Raw genomic sequence first — 16,023 nt, 5'->3', positions numbered from 1 at the left:
CCTGGCGATGTGCCAGGGTTGAGCCATGTCCGACCTCGAGGGCCGTCCGGCCAGCACGATGAGCGCCGAGCGCCGCTACGGCATCGCGATCTCGGTCGCCCTGATCCTGGGCGGCGTCTACTGGGCGCTGACCAGCCTGAGCGAGGACACCAAGACCAGCCACCAGACCTACCCGGTGGTCGGCACGGCGCTGTCGATCGATACCAGCTCCACCGACCTTCAGGTGCACTCGGGCGACGTCAAGGAGATCACCGTCGACCGGAAGTTCGAGCGCAACGCCCTCGGCTCGGACCCGAAGGACAACTACGACAACGGCAAGCTGGAGATCAGCGACTCCGGCTGCGGGTTCCTGTCGTTCGGCTGCCACACCGACTACGTGGTGACCGTGCCGAAGGACCTCGACGTGACGATCAGGACCAGCAGCGGTGACCTCAAGGTGGTCGGCCTGGGCGGATCGACCACGCTGGAGTCGAGCTCCGGCAAGATCGAAGCACAGGGTCTGTCCGGCAGCCTGACGATGGAGTCCTCGTCCGGCGATCTCGAAGCGGCCGGGCTGAGTTCGAGTTCGGTGACGTCGAAGAGCAGCTCCGGCAGCGTCGAGCTGAGCTTCACCACCGCGCCGACGACCGTCGACGTGACGACCAGCTCCGGAGACGCGCTGGTGCGGCTGCCGGACGGCACCGAGACGTACAAGGTCGACACCGCCAGCAAGTCCGGCGACGAGAACGCGGAGGTGAAGATGGACCCGGCCGCCACCCGCACGATCAAGGTCAGATCCTCCTCGGGCGACGCGGTGGTCGAGTACGACCGGTGAGCGGGCGGCCGGAACCCGTGACCATGTCCTGAGTAGTCTTGCGCGCATGCCTGACGACACGCCCGTACTCCGTGGCCTGCTGGTGGACTGGGGTGGTGTGCTCACCTCCGGTCTCGACGACGCCCTGGGCCGCTGGGCCGAGTTGGACGGTCTCGACTTCGAGGCGTACTACCGGGCGATGGTCGACTGGCTGGCCGCCAGCCCGGTCGAGGCCGAGGTGAACCCGATCCACGCGCTCGAGCGCGGCCAGATCGCGGTCCCCGACTTCGAGCGCAAGCTGGCCTCGATGCTGGTCCGCAAGGACGGTGGCCCGGTCCAGGCCGAAGGCCTGATCGAGCGGATGTTCGCCCACTTCGAGCACCAGCCGCAGATGTCCGCGCTGATCCGCCGCGCCCGCGGCCACGGCATCAAGACCGCGCTGCTCTCCAACTCCTGGGGCAACAGCTACCCGCGCGAGACCTGGGACGGCATGTTCGACGACATCGTCATCTCCGGCGAGGTCCACCTGCGCAAGCCGGAGCCGGAGATCTACCACCTGGCCGCGCAGCGACTCGCGCTGCGGCCTAGCGAGTGCGTCTTCATCGACGACCTCGAACTGAACGTGATCGCCGCCCGCGAACTCGGCATCACCGGGATCCTGCACACCTCGTACGACGAGACGCGCCGCGAACTGGAAGCCCTCTTCGGAGTCGATCTGACGTGACCATGACCACTACCCAGCCCCGCACGGACCGCCGCTGGATCATCGTCGCCGTCCTCGGCTGCGCGGCCTTCGTCGCCCTCGGCGCCTGGGCCTACGGACTGTTCGACGGGATGATCGACCTGCGGGTGTACAGGTTGGGCGGTTCGGTCCTGCTCGACCGCGACTCCCTGTACGACGCCCAGCTGCCGGGCTCGGGGCTGCCGTTCACCTACCCGCCGTTCGCGGCGATCGCGATGGTGCCGCTGGCCGTCGTGCCGTGGGGTGTCGCGCTGGTCGTGTGGACGACCATCTCGGTGGTCTGCATCGCGCTCATCTGGCGCGCTGCGCTGCCGGCCGGAGCCTGGACGCTCGTCCCGGCGCAGTGGCGCGACCGGCGGCTCGTAGTACTGGCTGCGTTGACCGGGTTGTCGTTGCTGCTCGAACCGGTCTGGCAGACGATCCAGTTCGGCCAGATCAACTTGTTGCTCACCGCAATGATCCTGCTCGACCTGGTCCGTCCGGCGAACGCGAAGTGGCGCGGGTTCTGGGTCGGCGTGACGATCGGGGTGAAGCTGACGCCGCTGCCGTTCCTGGCGTTCCTGCTGATCACCAAGCAGTGGCGGGCGTTCCGCAACGCGGTGCTGGGGCTGCTCGCGACGATGGCGATCGGCTTCGCCGTCATACCGCATCAGTCCTGGGAGTACTGGACCGTCGTCATCCGCAACGCGAACCGGGTCGGCGGCCTGGCGTACACGGCGAACCAGTCGTTCATGGGCTTCCTCAGCCGGCTCGGCGACGAGGCGTCCTGGGTCGAGCCGGTCTGGTTCCTGCTGTCGGCCGTCTTCGGTCTGGCCGTTCTCTGGCTGGCCCGCAAGTACTGGCTCGCCGACGAGCGCGTCACCGCGATCTCCGTGATGGCGCTGGCCGTGCTCTACGCCTCACCGGTCAGCTGGAGCCACCACTGGGTCTGGATCATCCCGCTAGGCATCAGCCTGATCCGCGCCGTCCAGCGCGAATGGGGCACCAAGCCCGCCCTGGTCATCGGCATCCTCTGGTACGGCCTCTTCGTACTCCGCTCGATCTGGTGGGTGCCCTTCCGCGACGACCGCGAACTCAGCTGGACCTTCTGGCAGTCCATCCCCGGCAACTCCCACCTGATCCTCGGCATGCTCGCCTTCCTAACCCTCGCCTACACCAGCCGCTCCCTGCCCGATACCTCGGCCGCAGCAGAGGTACCGGCCAAGCAGAGCTAGGCAGAGAAGAGCAGTAGTAGGCCGCCGACTGTGTAGCCGACCATTACTACCAGGAGGGGGAGTTGGCCGGCTAGGGCCTTGTTGCGGGGGAAGAGGGCTACTGCTCGGTCGTGGGCGGAGACGACGCCCATCAGGTGGCCGGAGACTACGGCCAGGACCTGGATGACCGAGATTGTCGTGCTGTGGTTGGTGATTCCGGTGTTGAGGCCGAGGAGGCCGGTGCCGAAGATGTTGGCGCCGTTGGACAGCGGGTCGCTCAGGTAGATGAGGGTCCGCTGGCCTTCCAGGATCAACAGGGTCAGGTAGTGCGCTACGACGTACCCGAAGGCGATCGGTACTACGGAATGCGCGAACAACCCAGGAAGCGCCGTCCGCGAGCTGTCCGACAGCCGCCCGGCAAGGAGAGTCGCGCTCGAATACGTCACCAGCACGAACAGGATGAAGACGATCAGCGCGAGCGTGCCGAGCGTCGTCATCGAGTAGTCGGTGTTCTGGGCCCAGCCGATCCACGCGGTCGAGTTGGAGAAACCGTCGTACGCCGTCGAGCCGAGCAGCGCGGCGACCATACCGACCAGACCGGGTTGCGCCTTCAGCCCGTCGAGGTTCTCCAGCGGTCGCCGGATCACCAGCTTGCCGTCGTCGCGCCGGCCCCACGGGGACAGCCGCGCCATCAGCGACGCGTAGACCTCGAACGGATCGGCCGTCGAGAACCACCGATCACCGAACAGAAGAGCGCCGAACAGCATGATCACGACGTACAGCGCGAGCCACGCCTGCAGGACCGGCTGGGTGGCCCGGTCCGGAGCGACCAGTTCGAGCCAGGTGAAGGCGAAGATGCCGAGCGCGGCAGGCCACAGCCCGAGCCACTTCGGCAGCGTGAGGAGGCCTTGGGACGGCGGCTGGCGGAGCAGCTTGCTGAGCAGCAGGTGGATCGTGCGCAGCGGGTTCAGCGTGCGCCAGACCGGGCCGAGGAACAGCGAGATCGGCACCAGCCCGACCCAGACCAGGATGTAGATGAACCCGAAGATCGGGTTCGTCAGCCGGTCCACGCCGAACATCAGCGCCACCATCGCGTACAGGAAGATGGCCAGCCCGACCAGCCGGACGAACCAGCGGAAGCCGGCCGAGTCGACCGTCCGGGTGACCGCGTCCGGCAACGCCTTGCCGGACTTGTCACCCCGGTACTTCGGGTTGCGCCAGGCCAGTCCGAGGACGACGAACGAGAGCGCGATCGCCACGCCGGCGCCGCCGACGGCCAGCCCGAACGGTACGGGCAGGTCTTGCCGGCCGCCGATCCCGTGCAGCGGCAGGAGTAGAGGCATCACAGCCGGGTCAGGAGACGACGAGCTTGGCGACCAGCTTGCCGCTCTTGTGCGTCTCGATCTCGAAGGTGCCCTTCATGTTCGCCTCGAACTTCACCGAGTTGGGCTTGCCCGGCGCCAGCTCGAGCTCCTTGTCGTAACCGTGGATGTGCAGCTCCTCGTCGGCGTCGCTGACCGCGGTGATCAGCACCGTCTGGCCGGCCTTCACCTTGACGCCGGCGCCGCTCGGGTTGACCTTGCCGTTGGCAACGATGACGTTGATGGTCACGTCCGCGGTCTCGCCGGACGGGTCGGCGGTGTTCGACGGCGACTTGGTGTTCGGCGTGCTGCCCGGGCCGCTCGGCGTCCCGGTCGGGGCCGACGTCGGCGCGGTGGTCGGGGCGGTCGACGGGCTGGTCGGGCTCGATCCGCTGCTCGAGTCGTCGCCGCAGCCGGCCAGGACCAGCATGCCGAGAGCGGGCAGGAGCGCGAGCGCGGTACCGCGGGAGAACGTCGAACGCATGAGACGAGGGGCCTTTCGAAGGTCGATTCACTTACCGGGGCGCACGACACGCCCCCTTGCCTGACGAACGCGCGGGCCCCAGTGTTCCCGCTGTGCACCATCAGTCGTGTCACTGTCGCTGACAGCCAGGTTTGCCAATCCCAGCCAGTGTCGCAGCCCACTGTCGGCGGTGCCGGTTAGGGTGACTCAACACGAACCTGATCGCCGAAGGAGGGCCCGCGGATGCCGGACCGGTTGACGTCGCTGGACCTGACCTTCCTGAAGGCCGAGAGCGCGGCCACGCCGATGCACGTCGGCACCGTGGACATCTTCGAGCCGCCGGTGCACGGGGACGACGGGTTCGACTACGAGAGCCTGGTCGCGTTGATCCGGGACCGGATCGCCTTCGTGCCGCGGTACCGGCAGCGGATCCAGCAGATCCCGGGCCGGTTCGCCGGTCCGATCTGGGTGGACGACGAGGACTTCGACATCACTTTCCATGTCCGCCGGTCCGCGCTGCCGCGCCCTGGCACGCATGCGCAACTGCTGGAGCTGGTCGCCCGGATCATGTCGCGGCGACTCGACCGGGCCCGGCCGCTGTGGGAGATGTACCTGGTCGAGGGGCTGCAGGGAGACCGGTTCGCGATCATCGCGAAGTCCCACCAAGCGCTTGTCGACGGCAACAGCACGGTCGACATCGGCCAGGTCGTCCTGGACGCCACTGCCCACCCACGGGACACCCCCACCGACACCTGGCAGCCGGCGCACCCGCCGTCGGCCCTGGAGCTGCTCGCGGGCGTGTTCGCCGACGCGACGCGGAGCCCGACGGCCGTGCTGGAGCTGGCGCGGGCCGAGATGACCAGCCTGACCGGTTCGACCTCCCTGCGTGAGGTGCTCGGTGACGTGGTCGGCTCGGTGGTCGCGCAGCGGCATGTCCAGGAGAGCTCGCTGCACGTCAAGACGTCCGGGCAGCGCCGGTTCACCACCGTGCAGACCGACCTCGAGGACTATCGGGCCGTCCGGGCGATGCACGGCGGCACCGTGAACGACGTGATCCTGGCCGTGGTGGCCGGCGCGCTGCGCGCCTGGATGATGACGCGTGGTGAGTCGGTCAGCCCGACGCGCGGGGTGCGCGCGGTAGTACCGGTGAGCATCCGGGACGACGATGACGAGGAGCCGACGTCGCTCGGCTCGCGGGTGATCGCCTCGACGGTGAACCTGCCGGTCGGGGAGAACTCGCCGGTCATGCGGCTGCACCAGATCTCGTACCAGACCAAGGTGCACAAGGACACCGGGCGAGCCGTCAGCGCCCGCTCGCTCGTCGGGATCGCGGGCTTCGCGCCGACCACACTGCACGCGCTCGCGGCGCGGGTGGCGACGGCGACGGTGCGGCCGATCGACGACGTCGTGATCACCAATGTGCCCGGACCACAGTTCCCGTTGTATGCCCAGGGTGCGCCGATGCTGGCGTCGTACCCGGTGGTGCCGTTGATGCCGGGGCAAGGTCTGTCCGTGGGCGTCACGTCGTACGACGGGAAAGTGTCGTTCGGGCTGAACGCGGACCGGACGGCGATGCCCGACCTCGCTGTCTTCGCCCAGTGTGTGACCGATGCGCTGGACGAGTTGCTGGATACGACCAAGGGGAGCCGTAGTCGCGCAGCGCGGGGACGGAAGAAGCCTCGCAGCAGTAGTAAGAAGGCGGGTTCATGAGGATCTACATCCCAAGCACCATCCCCCTGCTCGACGCCGCCTGTCACGCGGGGGAGTTCGGACCGGCGCCCCAGACCGCGTACGCAGTGACCCCGGCGCTGCGCGAGTGGTTCGCGACGGCCGATGACGAGGAGCTTGAGTACGCCGCGATGGAGCAAGCGGCCCGGGCGTCTGTCGGACTGGTCGCGGCCGACCCGGCCGCCCCGCGGAAGCGGGTCGTGGTGGCCTGTGACGTCGCGGCGATCCCACCGGCCGACGGCACCGTCCAGCTGGGCGATGCGCGGCTGGAGCTGCACGTGGTCGTGCCGTGGACGGCGGTCGCGGCAGTGCATCTGGACGGCGACCCCGCGGTCGAGGTGGTCCGCAAGGCCGCGGAGCTGTGGGACGTGGCGCACGGAGATACCGCGGATCCGGGCCACGAAGACGCTGTCTTCGCCCTCGACTCGTGCGAAGGTGAAGACCTGCTGTGGTACGCGACACAGGAGATCCCGGATTTCCTCGCGGCCGTGGGGCCGCGTGGCGGTTTGCAGGGTCGGGCGACGAGCTGACAGGGAGCTGATGGCGATGCAGGCGATCTGGAAGGGCGCCATCTCGTTCGGGATGGTGACGATCCCGATCAAGGTGTTCTCGGCGACGGAGGAGAAGGACATCTCCTTCCGTCAGGTGCATGTCGCCGACGGCGGCCGGATCAAGTACAAGCGGGTCTGCTCGATCGACGGCGAGGAGGTCCCGTACTCCGATATCGGCAAGGGCTACGAGATGGCCGACGGCCGGATGGTGGTGCTCGAGCCGGAGGACTTCGCCGACCTGCCGCTGTCGAGCAAGAAGGTCATCGACGTGCTGGAGTTCGTGCCGGCCGACCAGGTCGACCCGCTCTACCTCGGCAAGTCGTACTACCTCGCCGCCGACGGCGGTCCGGGCGCCAAGCCGTACGTGCTGCTCCGGGACGCGCTGGAGGGCTCCGAGCTGTACGCACTGGTGAAGGTCGCGCTGCGGTCTCGTGAGTCGCTCGGCCTGCTCCGCACCCACGACAACGTGCTCGTGCTCCAAGTGATGCTGTGGCCGGACGAGGTCCGTGACTCGGCCTTCGCGGCGCCGGACGAAGACGTGGAGATCCGCAAGCAGGAGAAGGCGATGGCGGAGTCGTACATCGACACCCTGCGCGGCGAGTTCGACCCGGACCAGTACCACGACGAATACCGGCACGCGTTGGAGCAAGTGGTCGAGGCGAAGGCCGCCGGCGTACCGCTGCCTGCTGAGGCGGATGAGGAGGAGACGGAGGGCGCAGAGGTGGTCGACCTGGTCGCGGCCCTCCGTGCTTCCGTCGAGGCCGCCAAGGCTCGCCGGGCAGCCGGGGGCTCCGGTGGCGGGGGTCAAGGCGATGCCCCGGCCAAGAAGGCACCCGCTGCGGCGAAGAAGGCGCCGGCCAAGAAGACCGCCGCTGCCAAGAAGACTGCGGCTCCCGCGAAGAAGACCGCTGCCAAGAAGGCCACCAAGAAGTCGGCCTGACCCGGTGGAGTTCCGCCTGTTCGGAGGGGTCGATGTTTTGTCGGACGGCCGGCTGCTGGACGCCGGCTCCCCTCGCCAGCGGCTGGTGCTGGCCGCGCTGCTCGTAGACCCGGGCCGCGCGGTCACCATCGAGACCCTGATCGACCGGGTCTGGGACGACGATCCGCCACCAGCCGCGCGCAACGTCCTGTACGCGCACCTGAGCCGCATCCGCCGCCTCCTCGGCCCAGCCGTCAAGGTCGAACGACGCCACCCCGGCTATCAGCTGGGGATCGACCCGGACCAGGTCGACCTGCATCGCTTCTGGCAGTTGGCGGACCAGGCCAACAACCCGGAGTACCGCGCCCAGGATCGCGCGAGTCAGCTCGCGAAGGCGCTCGGGTTGTGGCAGGGAACCCCGCTGGCCAACCTGCCCGGTGCGTGGGCCGCGCAAGTCCGTGATCGGTGGGACCGGCGCCGGGTGGACGCCATCGTGCAATGGGCCGAATCCGAGCTCCGTCTGGGCAATACCGCCACAGTCATCGCCGAACTGCCCGAGCTGATCGCCGTCTACCCCCTGGTCGAGCCGCTCGAGGCGCTGCTCATGCGGGCCTTGCACACGGCCGGGCGGCCCGCCGAAGCGCTCGACCGGTACGCCTTGGTTCAGCGGCGTCTGGTGGAGGAGCTCGGAGCGGATCCGGGCATCGAGCTGAGCGAAGTCCATCGATCGATCCTGCGCGGCGAACTCCCGGTCCAGCCGGCCGGGAGACTTGCCGTGCCGGCCCAGTTGCCACCGGCCACCTTTGGCTTCACCGGCCGGGTCAGTCACCTGCGCCGCCTGGACAGCGTCCTTGCGAACGGCGGACAAAGCATCGCCGTGGTCTCAGGGACGGCCGGTGTCGGCAAGACCGCCCTCGCCCTGCACTGGGCACATCAGGCACGCGACCGGTTCCCCGACGGCCAGATCTACCTGAATCTCCGCGGCTTCGACCCAGGCGGTACGCCGGTGAGCCCGGCCGAGGCCGTCCGGACCCTGCTCGACGCCTTCGCGGTGGAACCCGAGCGGATCCCCGGCGGACTGGAGGCGCAGGTCGGGCTTTATCGCAGCCTGGTCGCCGATCGCCGGGTCCTGATCGTGCTCGACAACGTTGCCGACGCGGATCAGGCCCGGCCGCTGCTGCCGGGTGCGCGGGAATGTCGAGTGGTCGTGACCAGTAGGAACCAGCTGCGTGGTCTGCTGACGGCCGACGGGGCCCAGCCGGTCACCCTCGACCTGCTCTCGATCAGCGAGGCCCGCTCACTGCTGGCCCAGCGGCTCGGCGCCGAGCGGGTGTCCGCCGAGCCTGCGGCTGTCAACGAGATCATCACGCATTGCGCGCGGCTGCCGTTGGCGCTCTCGATCGTTGCGGCCCGGGCCGTCAGCTATCCCGAGTTCAGCCTGCAGGTGCTGGCGGGCGAGCTGGGGGCCGGCCTGGACGAGTTCGCCGGCGCCGACAATGCAACCGACGTACGGGTCGTCTTCTCCTGGTCGTACCTGCGGCTTTCGCCGGACGCTGCCCGGCTGTTCCGGTTGCTCGGGCTGCACTCCGGACCGGATATCGGCCTCCCGGCGGCGGTCAGCCTTGCCGCTGAGGCGCCTCGGCAGGTGCGGCGGTTGCTCGGCGAGTTGTGTGCCGCGCACCTGTTGACCGAGCATGCGCCCGGTCGGTACGCGTTCCACGACCTACTGCGGGCGTACGCCGCTGAGCTGGCGCTGGCCGAGCATCCCGAGGCCGAGCGGCTCGAGGTGTCGCGGCGGATCCTCGACCACTACGTGCATACCGGCTATCTGGCGGACGGACTGCTCAACACCCGCCGCGACGATGACCCGACCGTGCTCTCGCCGGTAGCGCCGGGGGTCGTTCCCGAGTGTCCTTCGTCGTACGACGAAGGGCTTGGGTGGTTCACCACCGAGCTGCCCGTGTTGTTGTCCATCGTCCGTACGGCCACGGATCCCTGGCAGCTCGTCTGGACGATGACCAGGTTCCTCGCCTATCGAGGGCTCTGGCAGGAATCCCTGGCGGCGCTAGGCATTGCGGTCGCGGCCGCCGAGCGGTCGGGCGACCAGGCCCGGCAGGCCTTCGCGTACCGCTATCTCGGCTGTGCGCAGATCCGGCTCGGGCAGTACGACGATGCGGGGGTCCAGCTGCAGGCGGCCCTCGATCGGTACCTGGCGTCGGGCGATACGGTCGGCGCCGCGCATACGCATCGGCACTTCGCCTGGATGCTCGACCGGCAGGCTGCTCACGCGGAAGCGCTGGAGCATGCCGAGCTGGCGCTGGAGCTGTTCGAGTCGGCCGGTCATCGGGCGGGGCAGGCGCGCTCGCTCAACGCCGTCGGCTGGTTCCACGCGATGCTCGGCGACCACCTCGAGGCACTGCGGAACTGCGAGCTAGCCCTCGAGCTGCAGGCGAGTCTGGCTGACCGCTTCGGACAGGCCGAAACGCTCGACAGCCTCGGGTACATCCAGCAGCGGCTCGGCCGGTTCACGGACGCCATCGAGAGTTACGAGCGGGCAGTGGCCTTGTTCCAGGCTGTCGGCGATCGTTACAACGAGGCCGACACGCTTGGCTCGCTCGGGGACGTCCACCAGGCCGCCGGTGATGACGGCGCTGCCCGGATCGCCTGGGCGCGGGCGGTCGACGTACTGGAGCGGTTGGGCCACCCCGACGCCGATGCCCTTCGGGCTAGACTCACCCTCTGAAAACGCCTCGAAATGGTGAACGACCGCGAGGCCGAACCTGGGGGAGAACGATGGTCGAAGTAACTGTCAGCGCAGACGACGTCGCCGGGCTGGTGACGACGCTGGACGAGCTGAATCTGCCGGAGCCGCAGCGGGTGCTGTTGTCGGGGCTGCTGGCGCTGGCCGCCGAGGTGATCAACAAAGGTGAGCGGACCGCGACCGTCGAGGTGGCCGAGCCGGTACCGTCGTTCGCCGACCAGTTCGCGACCGCGTTCACGCCGGGCGTGGTGCGGAGCCTCGACGCGGGCGGCACGGGCGCGGTCAGCTTCACCCAGTCGTCGAAGATCACCCGTTTCGCCGACGAGTAGCCCCGGGCCGTCTGATGCGGACGGTCCTGGTGTCCATGCCGTTCATGGACGTCGATCGGCCCTCGATCCAGCTCGGTCTGCTGAAGGCGATCGCCGGGCAGCAGGGCCACGACGTCCGGACGTTGCACGCCAACCTCGACTTCGCGGCACAACTCGGGGTCGAGCTGTATCGCAAGCTGTCGGAGCATCGCGGCCGGCTGATCGGGGACTGGCTGTTCTCGATCGAGGCCTTCGGCGACGAGGCGCCCGATGCCGCCGGCGCTCTGCTGGCCGACCACGATTTCGGCTACCTGGCCGATGACGCCGAGCGGCTGCTGCGGCGGATTCGCGACCACGAGGTGCCGCTCTTCCTCGACGGTCTGCTGGAAACCCTTCCCTGGCAGGAGGTTCAGGTCGTTGGGTTCAGCTGTACCTTCCAGCAGAGCGTGGCGTCGTTCGCCTTCGCCCGGCGGCTGAAGCAGCGGTACCCGGAGATCGTCACCGTCTTCGGTGGCGCGAACTTCGACGGTGAGATGGGCCACGAGCTGGCCAGATCGATCGACTGCATCGACCACGCGGTCGTCGGGGAGGGCGACACGGCGTTCCCGGCGCTCTTGCGCAAGCTTGCCGAGGGCAATGAACCGGGGAAGGTCAGCAGCCAGCCGCTGATGACCAGGATGGCGGACCTCCCCGCTCCGGACTACGACGAGTACTTCGAGCGAGCGCGGCACCTCGGCGTCTTCCCGGACGACCTGTGGATCCCTTTCGAATCCGCCCGTGGTTGCTGGTGGGGAGCGAAACACCACTGCACGTTCTGCGGCCTCAACGGCACGACGATGCAGTTCCGGTCGAAGCCGGCCGAACGGGTCGTCACCGAGCTCGCGGACCAGGCCAGCCGGTACCAGACGTCCCGCTTCGAAGCGGTCGACAACATCATCGACATGGCCTACCTGAAGGACCTCTTCCCGGCGCTCATCGACGCCGGCGCCGACTACGAGTTGTTCTACGAGGTCAAGGCCAACCTCAGCCGGGCTCAACTGGAGCTCATGGCCAAGGGCGGTGTCCGGGTGCTCCAGCCGGGACTGGAATCGCTGAGCAGCAACGTCCTGCGGCTGATGGACAAGGGGGTTCGAGCCGCGCAGAACGTCAACCTGCTGCGCTGGGCGCAGTACTACGGGATCCAGGTGGAGTGGAACATCCTCTGGGGATTCCCGGGCGAGACGGTCGGCGACTATGCGGACCAGGCGGCCGTAGTACCGGAGCTGGTGCACCTCCGGCCGCCGGCGAGCGCGGCCCGGATCTGGATCGAACGCTTCAGCCCGCTCTTCTCCAGCCTCGGCCGCCGCTCTCCGGAGAGCAGCTACCGGCACGTCTATCCGGCCGGGGTCGATCTGGGCAAGGTCGCGTACTTCTTCGAGTACGACCTCCCCGGTGCCCTGCCCGACAGCGCGTACGACGAGCTGCGGAAATCCGTAGACGAGTGGAAGACCGCGTGGGCCGGCGACCGGCTCCCGACCCTGCGGTACTGGGCGTCACCCGGCCGGCTGGAGATCTACGACAGCCGCCGGCCGGGTCGCGAGGGCACGTACACGTTCCAGAAAGCGCTCGCCGACATCTACCTCGCCTGTAGTGACCGGCCGACCACGGCGAGCGCCGTCGGACGCAAGCTGGAGCTGCCCGCCGAGGCCGTCGAGGAGGCTCTCGCCGGTTTCGCGGAGCGTGGCCTGATCTTCCTGGACGAGGATCTGGCCGTCGCGCTGGCCGTCCCCGGGGAGTAGACCTGTCAGGTTCGTGGTTCTCCTTTGGACATGGCACGATGGCAGCGTCAGTTCTGGAGGGCCGCCCGCTGAGACCCAGTCGAGCCGAACGAGGAGCACCGCACACCATGGATGCCGTCACCGCAGTACCCACTCCGATCAACGAGACCGTGCGTGGGTACGCACCCGGTTCGCCCGAACGGGCCAGCCTGGAGGCGAAGCTCAAGGAGTTCAACGCGGCCGGTGCGATCGACCTGACCTGCACGATCGGCGGCGAGCAGAAGCTCGGCGGCGGTACGCCGTTCCAGGTGGTCCAGCCGCACAAGCACGCCCACGTGCTCGGCACCCTCGGCAACGCGACCGAAGCAGACGGCAAGGCCGCCGTCGACGCGGCCCTCGCGGCCGCTCCGGCCTGGCGCGGGCTGTCCTTCGACGACCGCGCCGCGGTCTTCCTCAAGGCCGCCGACCTGCTGGCCGGCCCGTGGCGCGACACGCTGAACGCGGCGACCATGCTCGGCCAGTCCAAGACGGTCCAGCAGGCCGAGATCGACGCCGCCTGCGAGCTGATCGACTTCCTCCGGTTCAACGTCGCGTTCGCCCGCAACATCATCGACGACCAGCCGATCTCCTCGCCGGGGATCTGGAACCGGGTCGACTACCGCCCGCTCGAGGGCTTCGTCTACGCGATCACCCCGTTCAACTTCACCGCGATCGCCGGCAACCTGCCGACCGCGCCCGCGCTGATGGGCAACACCGTGGTCTGGAAGCCGTCGCCGACGCAGCAGTTCGCGGCGCACTGGACGATGCGGCTGTTCGAGGCGGCCGGGCTGCCCGCCGGTGTGATCAACCTGGTCACCGGCGACGGCATCGACGTCAGCAAGGCCGCCCTGACCCACCCGGATCTGGCCGGCATCCACTTCACCGGCTCCACCAAGACGTTCCAGTCGCTGTGGGGCACGGTCGGCACCAACATCGCGGGGTACAAGACGTATCCGCGACTGGTCGGCGAGACGGGCGGCAAGGACTTCATCCTGGCGCACCCGTCGGCCGACCCGGCAGTGTTGAAGACGGCGATGGTTCGCGGTGCTTTCGAGTACCAGGGTCAGAAGTGCTCGGCGGCCAGCCGCTCGTACGTCCCGCGCAGCGTGTGGAACCAGATCCGCGACGACATCGCCGCCGAGACCGACTCGCTGACGATGGGCGACGTGACCGATCTGTCGAACTTCATCGGCGCCGTGATCGACGACCGCGCCTTCGCCAAGCACAAGGCGGCACTCGACCGGGCCCAGCAGACGGCCGGCATCGAGGTCCTTGCCGGTGGCACCTATGACGACTCCGAGGGCTACTTCGTCCGGCCGACGCTGCTGGTCTCGGACGACCCGACCGACGAGATCTTCAGCACCGAGTACTTCGGCCCGATCCTCGGCGTGCACGTCTACGAGGACGGCGACTTCGACAAGGTCATGCAGCAGATGGAGCACTCGGCGCCGTACGGGCTGACCGGTGCGGTCATCGCGCAGGACCGGCACGCGGTCGCCGAGGCCGCGGAGTACCTGCGCTTCGCCGCGGGCAACTTCTACGTGAACGACAAGCCGACCGGCGCGGTCGTCGGTCAGCAGCCGTTCGGTGGAGCCCGCGCGAGCGGCACGAACGACAAGGCCGGCTCGATGTGGAACCTGATCCGCTGGGCGAGCCCGCGGTCGATGAAGGAGACCTTCACCCCGCCGACCGACTACCGCTACCCGCACCAGGGCTAGACGACCAAGCCTCTGCGAACAGTGATGTAGAACGACGTCATGTCCTCGACCAGAGTCTCCACCTGGTCGGGGGCGTAGACGTCGGCGTCGAGCAGCCAGTCGGCGATCTGGTCGAAGAACCCGCCGATCAGCCCGATGGCGACCGCGTGCCGGGAGCGCCGGTCCAGCTCGTCCGGAGGCTCCACTTCGTCGCCGGAGTCGGCAGGCGCGTCGAACCGGTCCCAGATCTGTTCCATGAAGCCGGCCGCCCAGCGGCGATTGGTGCGCCGCTGCCGCTCGACGGTCTTGGAGATCCCGCCGGCTTGGCCGAAGGTGACCATGGCGACCCGCGGATCGTCCAGTAAAGCGTGTGCGAAGGCGGCGATGATGCGCGGAACTGCCTCGCGTTCGTTGCCCTGGGCGCCGGCCGCGACCGCCATCATGTCGGCCATCAGGCGCTCAGACGTCCGCTGGAGCAGGGCGACGTAGCAGTCCTCACGGTTGTCGAAGACCTCGTAGAAGCTCTTCGTCCCGACGTACGCCGTACTGCAGATCTGCTCGATCGACGTGCCCAGGTAGCCGTGCGCGGCGATCAGGTCGAGCGCGGCGTCGAGCAGTTGCTCGCGGCGCTCGGCCTTGCGCTGGTCGGCCGTCAGACCTCTGATCACTCGCCCCATGAAGCGACGTTACCCCGGTGGCAGGTTGATAACCACTCGGCGAGTTATGAACACGAAGGCTTGTTCATAACCGCGAGACGTGCTCCACTGTCGGTCATCCCGTCGTCACCGAACGACACTGCCCCTCGGGAGCCGCTATGAGAACTGTTCTCCGGCGAGCCGCAGCAGGCCTGGTGGCCGCCGCACTGCTCGCCAGCACCTTCACTGCCTCGGCACAGGCCGCCCCACCCAGCTCTGGCTTCGACGACTGGTCCTGCAAGCCTTCGGCCGCGCATCCCAACCCGCTGGTGTTGCTGCACGGTCTGGGCGGCAACGGGCCGGGCAACTACTCGTTCCTCGGGCCGTACCTCGCGGCGAAGGGGTACTGCGCCTTCACGCTCACCTACGGTCAGGCGACGCCGGTCATCCCGGTCGGCGGTACGGTCTCGATCGTCCAGTCGTCGGCGGAGATCGAGGCGTTCGTCGACCGGGTCCGGGCCAGCACGGGAGCGGCGAAGGTCGACATCGTCGGGCACTCGGAGGGCGGGTTCCAGAGTCTGTACGGCCCGAAGGTTCGCGGGTACGCGGGCAAGGTCGGTCGCGTGGTCGCGCTCGCGCCGCCGACGCACGGGACGACCTTCGGCGGTCTGGTGAGCGTCGGCGACTACCTCGGGCTGCGGCCGCTGGTCGACCAGGTACTACGGGAGTTCGGCTGCCCGGCTTGCGACGAGATCATCGTCGGCGGCGCCGAGGTGGCGAAGCTGACGACCGGACCGATTGCGCAGGCGGGGGTCAAGTACACGGTGATCGCGTCACGGGCCGACTTGCTGGTGACGCCGCACGAGACGTCGTTCATCCGGGAGTCCGGTGTGACGAACCAGTACGTCCAGGACACCTGCCCCCTCGACCCGGTTGGCCACGTCGGCCTCGCCTTCGACCCGACGGTCGCCCAACTGGTCTCCAACGCCCTTGACCCCTCGCACGCATCGCGCGTGCTGTGCGGCTTCGGCCCGCCGCTCTAGAACCTGGGGGTGGCGCGAATGCCGACAGCAGGG

At 68.5% G+C, this 16,023-nt stretch carries 14 protein-coding genes; 11 read left to right on the top strand and 3 right to left on the bottom strand.

Annotated features, from left to right (window positions below; translation table 11 throughout):
* Window positions 1-25: 25 nt before the first annotated feature.
* From AB0M15_RS16100 to AB0M15_RS16090, 3 genes are read left to right on the top strand one after another with little or no spacing between them, the layout of a single operon-like run.
* Complete coding sequence (locus AB0M15_RS16100; protein ID WP_363818692.1) at window positions 26-814, top strand: DUF4097 family beta strand repeat-containing protein; 789 nt, start codon at window positions 26-28, stop codon at window positions 812-814.
* 46 nt (window positions 815-860) lie between these two features.
* A complete protein-coding gene (locus tag AB0M15_RS16095; RefSeq protein ID WP_363818689.1) occupies window positions 861-1,517 on the top strand; it encodes an HAD family phosphatase in 657 nt (218 codons plus the stop codon).
* A gap of 2 nt (window positions 1,518-1,519) precedes the next feature.
* On the top strand, window positions 1,520-2,749 hold the full coding sequence (locus tag AB0M15_RS16090; protein WP_363820227.1) for a glycosyltransferase 87 family protein: 1,230 nt from the start codon (window positions 1,520-1,522) through the stop codon (window positions 2,747-2,749).
* On the opposite strand, the gene AB0M15_RS16085 is transcribed toward AB0M15_RS16090, so the two are convergent.
* Together AB0M15_RS16085 and AB0M15_RS16080 are read right to left on the bottom strand one after the other, a co-directional pair.
* The gene (locus AB0M15_RS16085; RefSeq protein ID WP_363818686.1) at window positions 2,746-4,071 is read right to left on the bottom strand and encodes a hypothetical protein; all 1,326 of its coding nucleotides are present in this window, start codon (window positions 4,069-4,071) and stop codon (window positions 2,746-2,748) included. The genes AB0M15_RS16090 and AB0M15_RS16085 overlap by 4 nt on opposite strands.
* 10 nt (window positions 4,072-4,081) lie before the next feature.
* Entirely contained in the window at window positions 4,082-4,573 is a 492-nt protein-coding gene (locus tag AB0M15_RS16080; protein ID WP_363818683.1) for a cupredoxin domain-containing protein, read from the bottom strand.
* 222 nt (window positions 4,574-4,795) lie between these two features.
* Here AB0M15_RS16080 and AB0M15_RS16075 point away from each other — a divergent pair, with 222 nt between their 5' ends.
* The 7 genes from AB0M15_RS16075 (at window position 4,796) to pruA (ending at window position 14,333) form a co-directional block, all read left to right on the top strand.
* On the top strand, window positions 4,796-6,262 hold the full coding sequence (locus AB0M15_RS16075; RefSeq protein WP_363818680.1) for a wax ester/triacylglycerol synthase family O-acyltransferase: 1,467 nt from the start codon (window positions 4,796-4,798) through the stop codon (window positions 6,260-6,262).
* Window positions 6,259-6,810 carry a hypothetical protein gene (locus tag AB0M15_RS16070; protein ID WP_363818677.1) on the top strand — a complete coding sequence of 184 codons (552 nt, stop codon included), beginning with the start codon at window positions 6,259-6,261 and terminating at the stop codon, window positions 6,808-6,810. Before AB0M15_RS16075 ends, AB0M15_RS16070 begins: the two co-directional genes overlap by 4 nt.
* 10 nt (window positions 6,811-6,820) lie before the next feature.
* The gene (locus tag AB0M15_RS16065) at window positions 6,821-7,771 is read left to right on the top strand and encodes a Ku protein (RefSeq protein ID WP_363818674.1); all 951 of its coding nucleotides are present in this window, start codon (window positions 6,821-6,823) and stop codon (window positions 7,769-7,771) included.
* Between the two features lie 4 nt (window positions 7,772-7,775).
* Window positions 7,776-10,493, top strand: a complete 2,718-nt coding sequence (locus AB0M15_RS16060; protein ID WP_363818671.1) for a BTAD domain-containing putative transcriptional regulator — start codon at window positions 7,776-7,778, stop codon at window positions 10,491-10,493.
* Window positions 10,494-10,543: 50 nt separating this feature from the next.
* Window positions 10,544-10,840, top strand: a complete 297-nt coding sequence (locus AB0M15_RS16055) for a hypothetical protein (protein WP_363818668.1) — start codon at window positions 10,544-10,546, stop codon at window positions 10,838-10,840.
* A gap of 14 nt (window positions 10,841-10,854) precedes the next feature.
* A complete protein-coding gene (locus tag AB0M15_RS16050) occupies window positions 10,855-12,597 on the top strand; it encodes a RiPP maturation radical SAM C-methyltransferase (protein ID WP_363818665.1) in 1,743 nt (580 codons plus the stop codon).
* A 107-nt stretch (window positions 12,598-12,704) separates the two neighbouring features.
* Window positions 12,705-14,333, top strand: coding sequence for an L-glutamate gamma-semialdehyde dehydrogenase (pruA, locus tag AB0M15_RS16045; RefSeq protein WP_363818662.1), 1,629 nt, complete (start codon window positions 12,705-12,707; stop codon window positions 14,331-14,333).
* Here pruA and AB0M15_RS16040 read toward each other — a convergent pair.
* Window positions 14,330-14,989 (bottom strand): TetR/AcrR family transcriptional regulator, encoded by a 660-nt coding sequence (locus AB0M15_RS16040; RefSeq protein ID WP_363818660.1) that lies wholly within the window; start codon window positions 14,987-14,989, stop codon window positions 14,330-14,332. The two genes, pruA and AB0M15_RS16040, sit on opposite strands and share 4 nt — an antisense overlap.
* Window positions 14,990-15,126: 137 nt before the next feature.
* Between AB0M15_RS16040 and AB0M15_RS16035 the strand changes: the two genes are divergently transcribed.
* Window positions 15,127-15,990, top strand: a complete 864-nt coding sequence (locus AB0M15_RS16035) for an alpha/beta fold hydrolase (protein ID WP_363818658.1) — start codon at window positions 15,127-15,129, stop codon at window positions 15,988-15,990.
* The last annotated feature ends 33 nt before the right edge of the window (window positions 15,991-16,023 follow it).

This window comes from Kribbella sp. NPDC051718, from assembly GCF_040681515.1.
Classification (GTDB): domain Bacteria; phylum Actinomycetota; class Actinomycetes; order Propionibacteriales; family Kribbellaceae; genus Kribbella.
The sequence above is the reverse complement of the archived record's forward strand: the minus strand, read 5'-3'. Positions and strand labels throughout refer to the sequence as shown.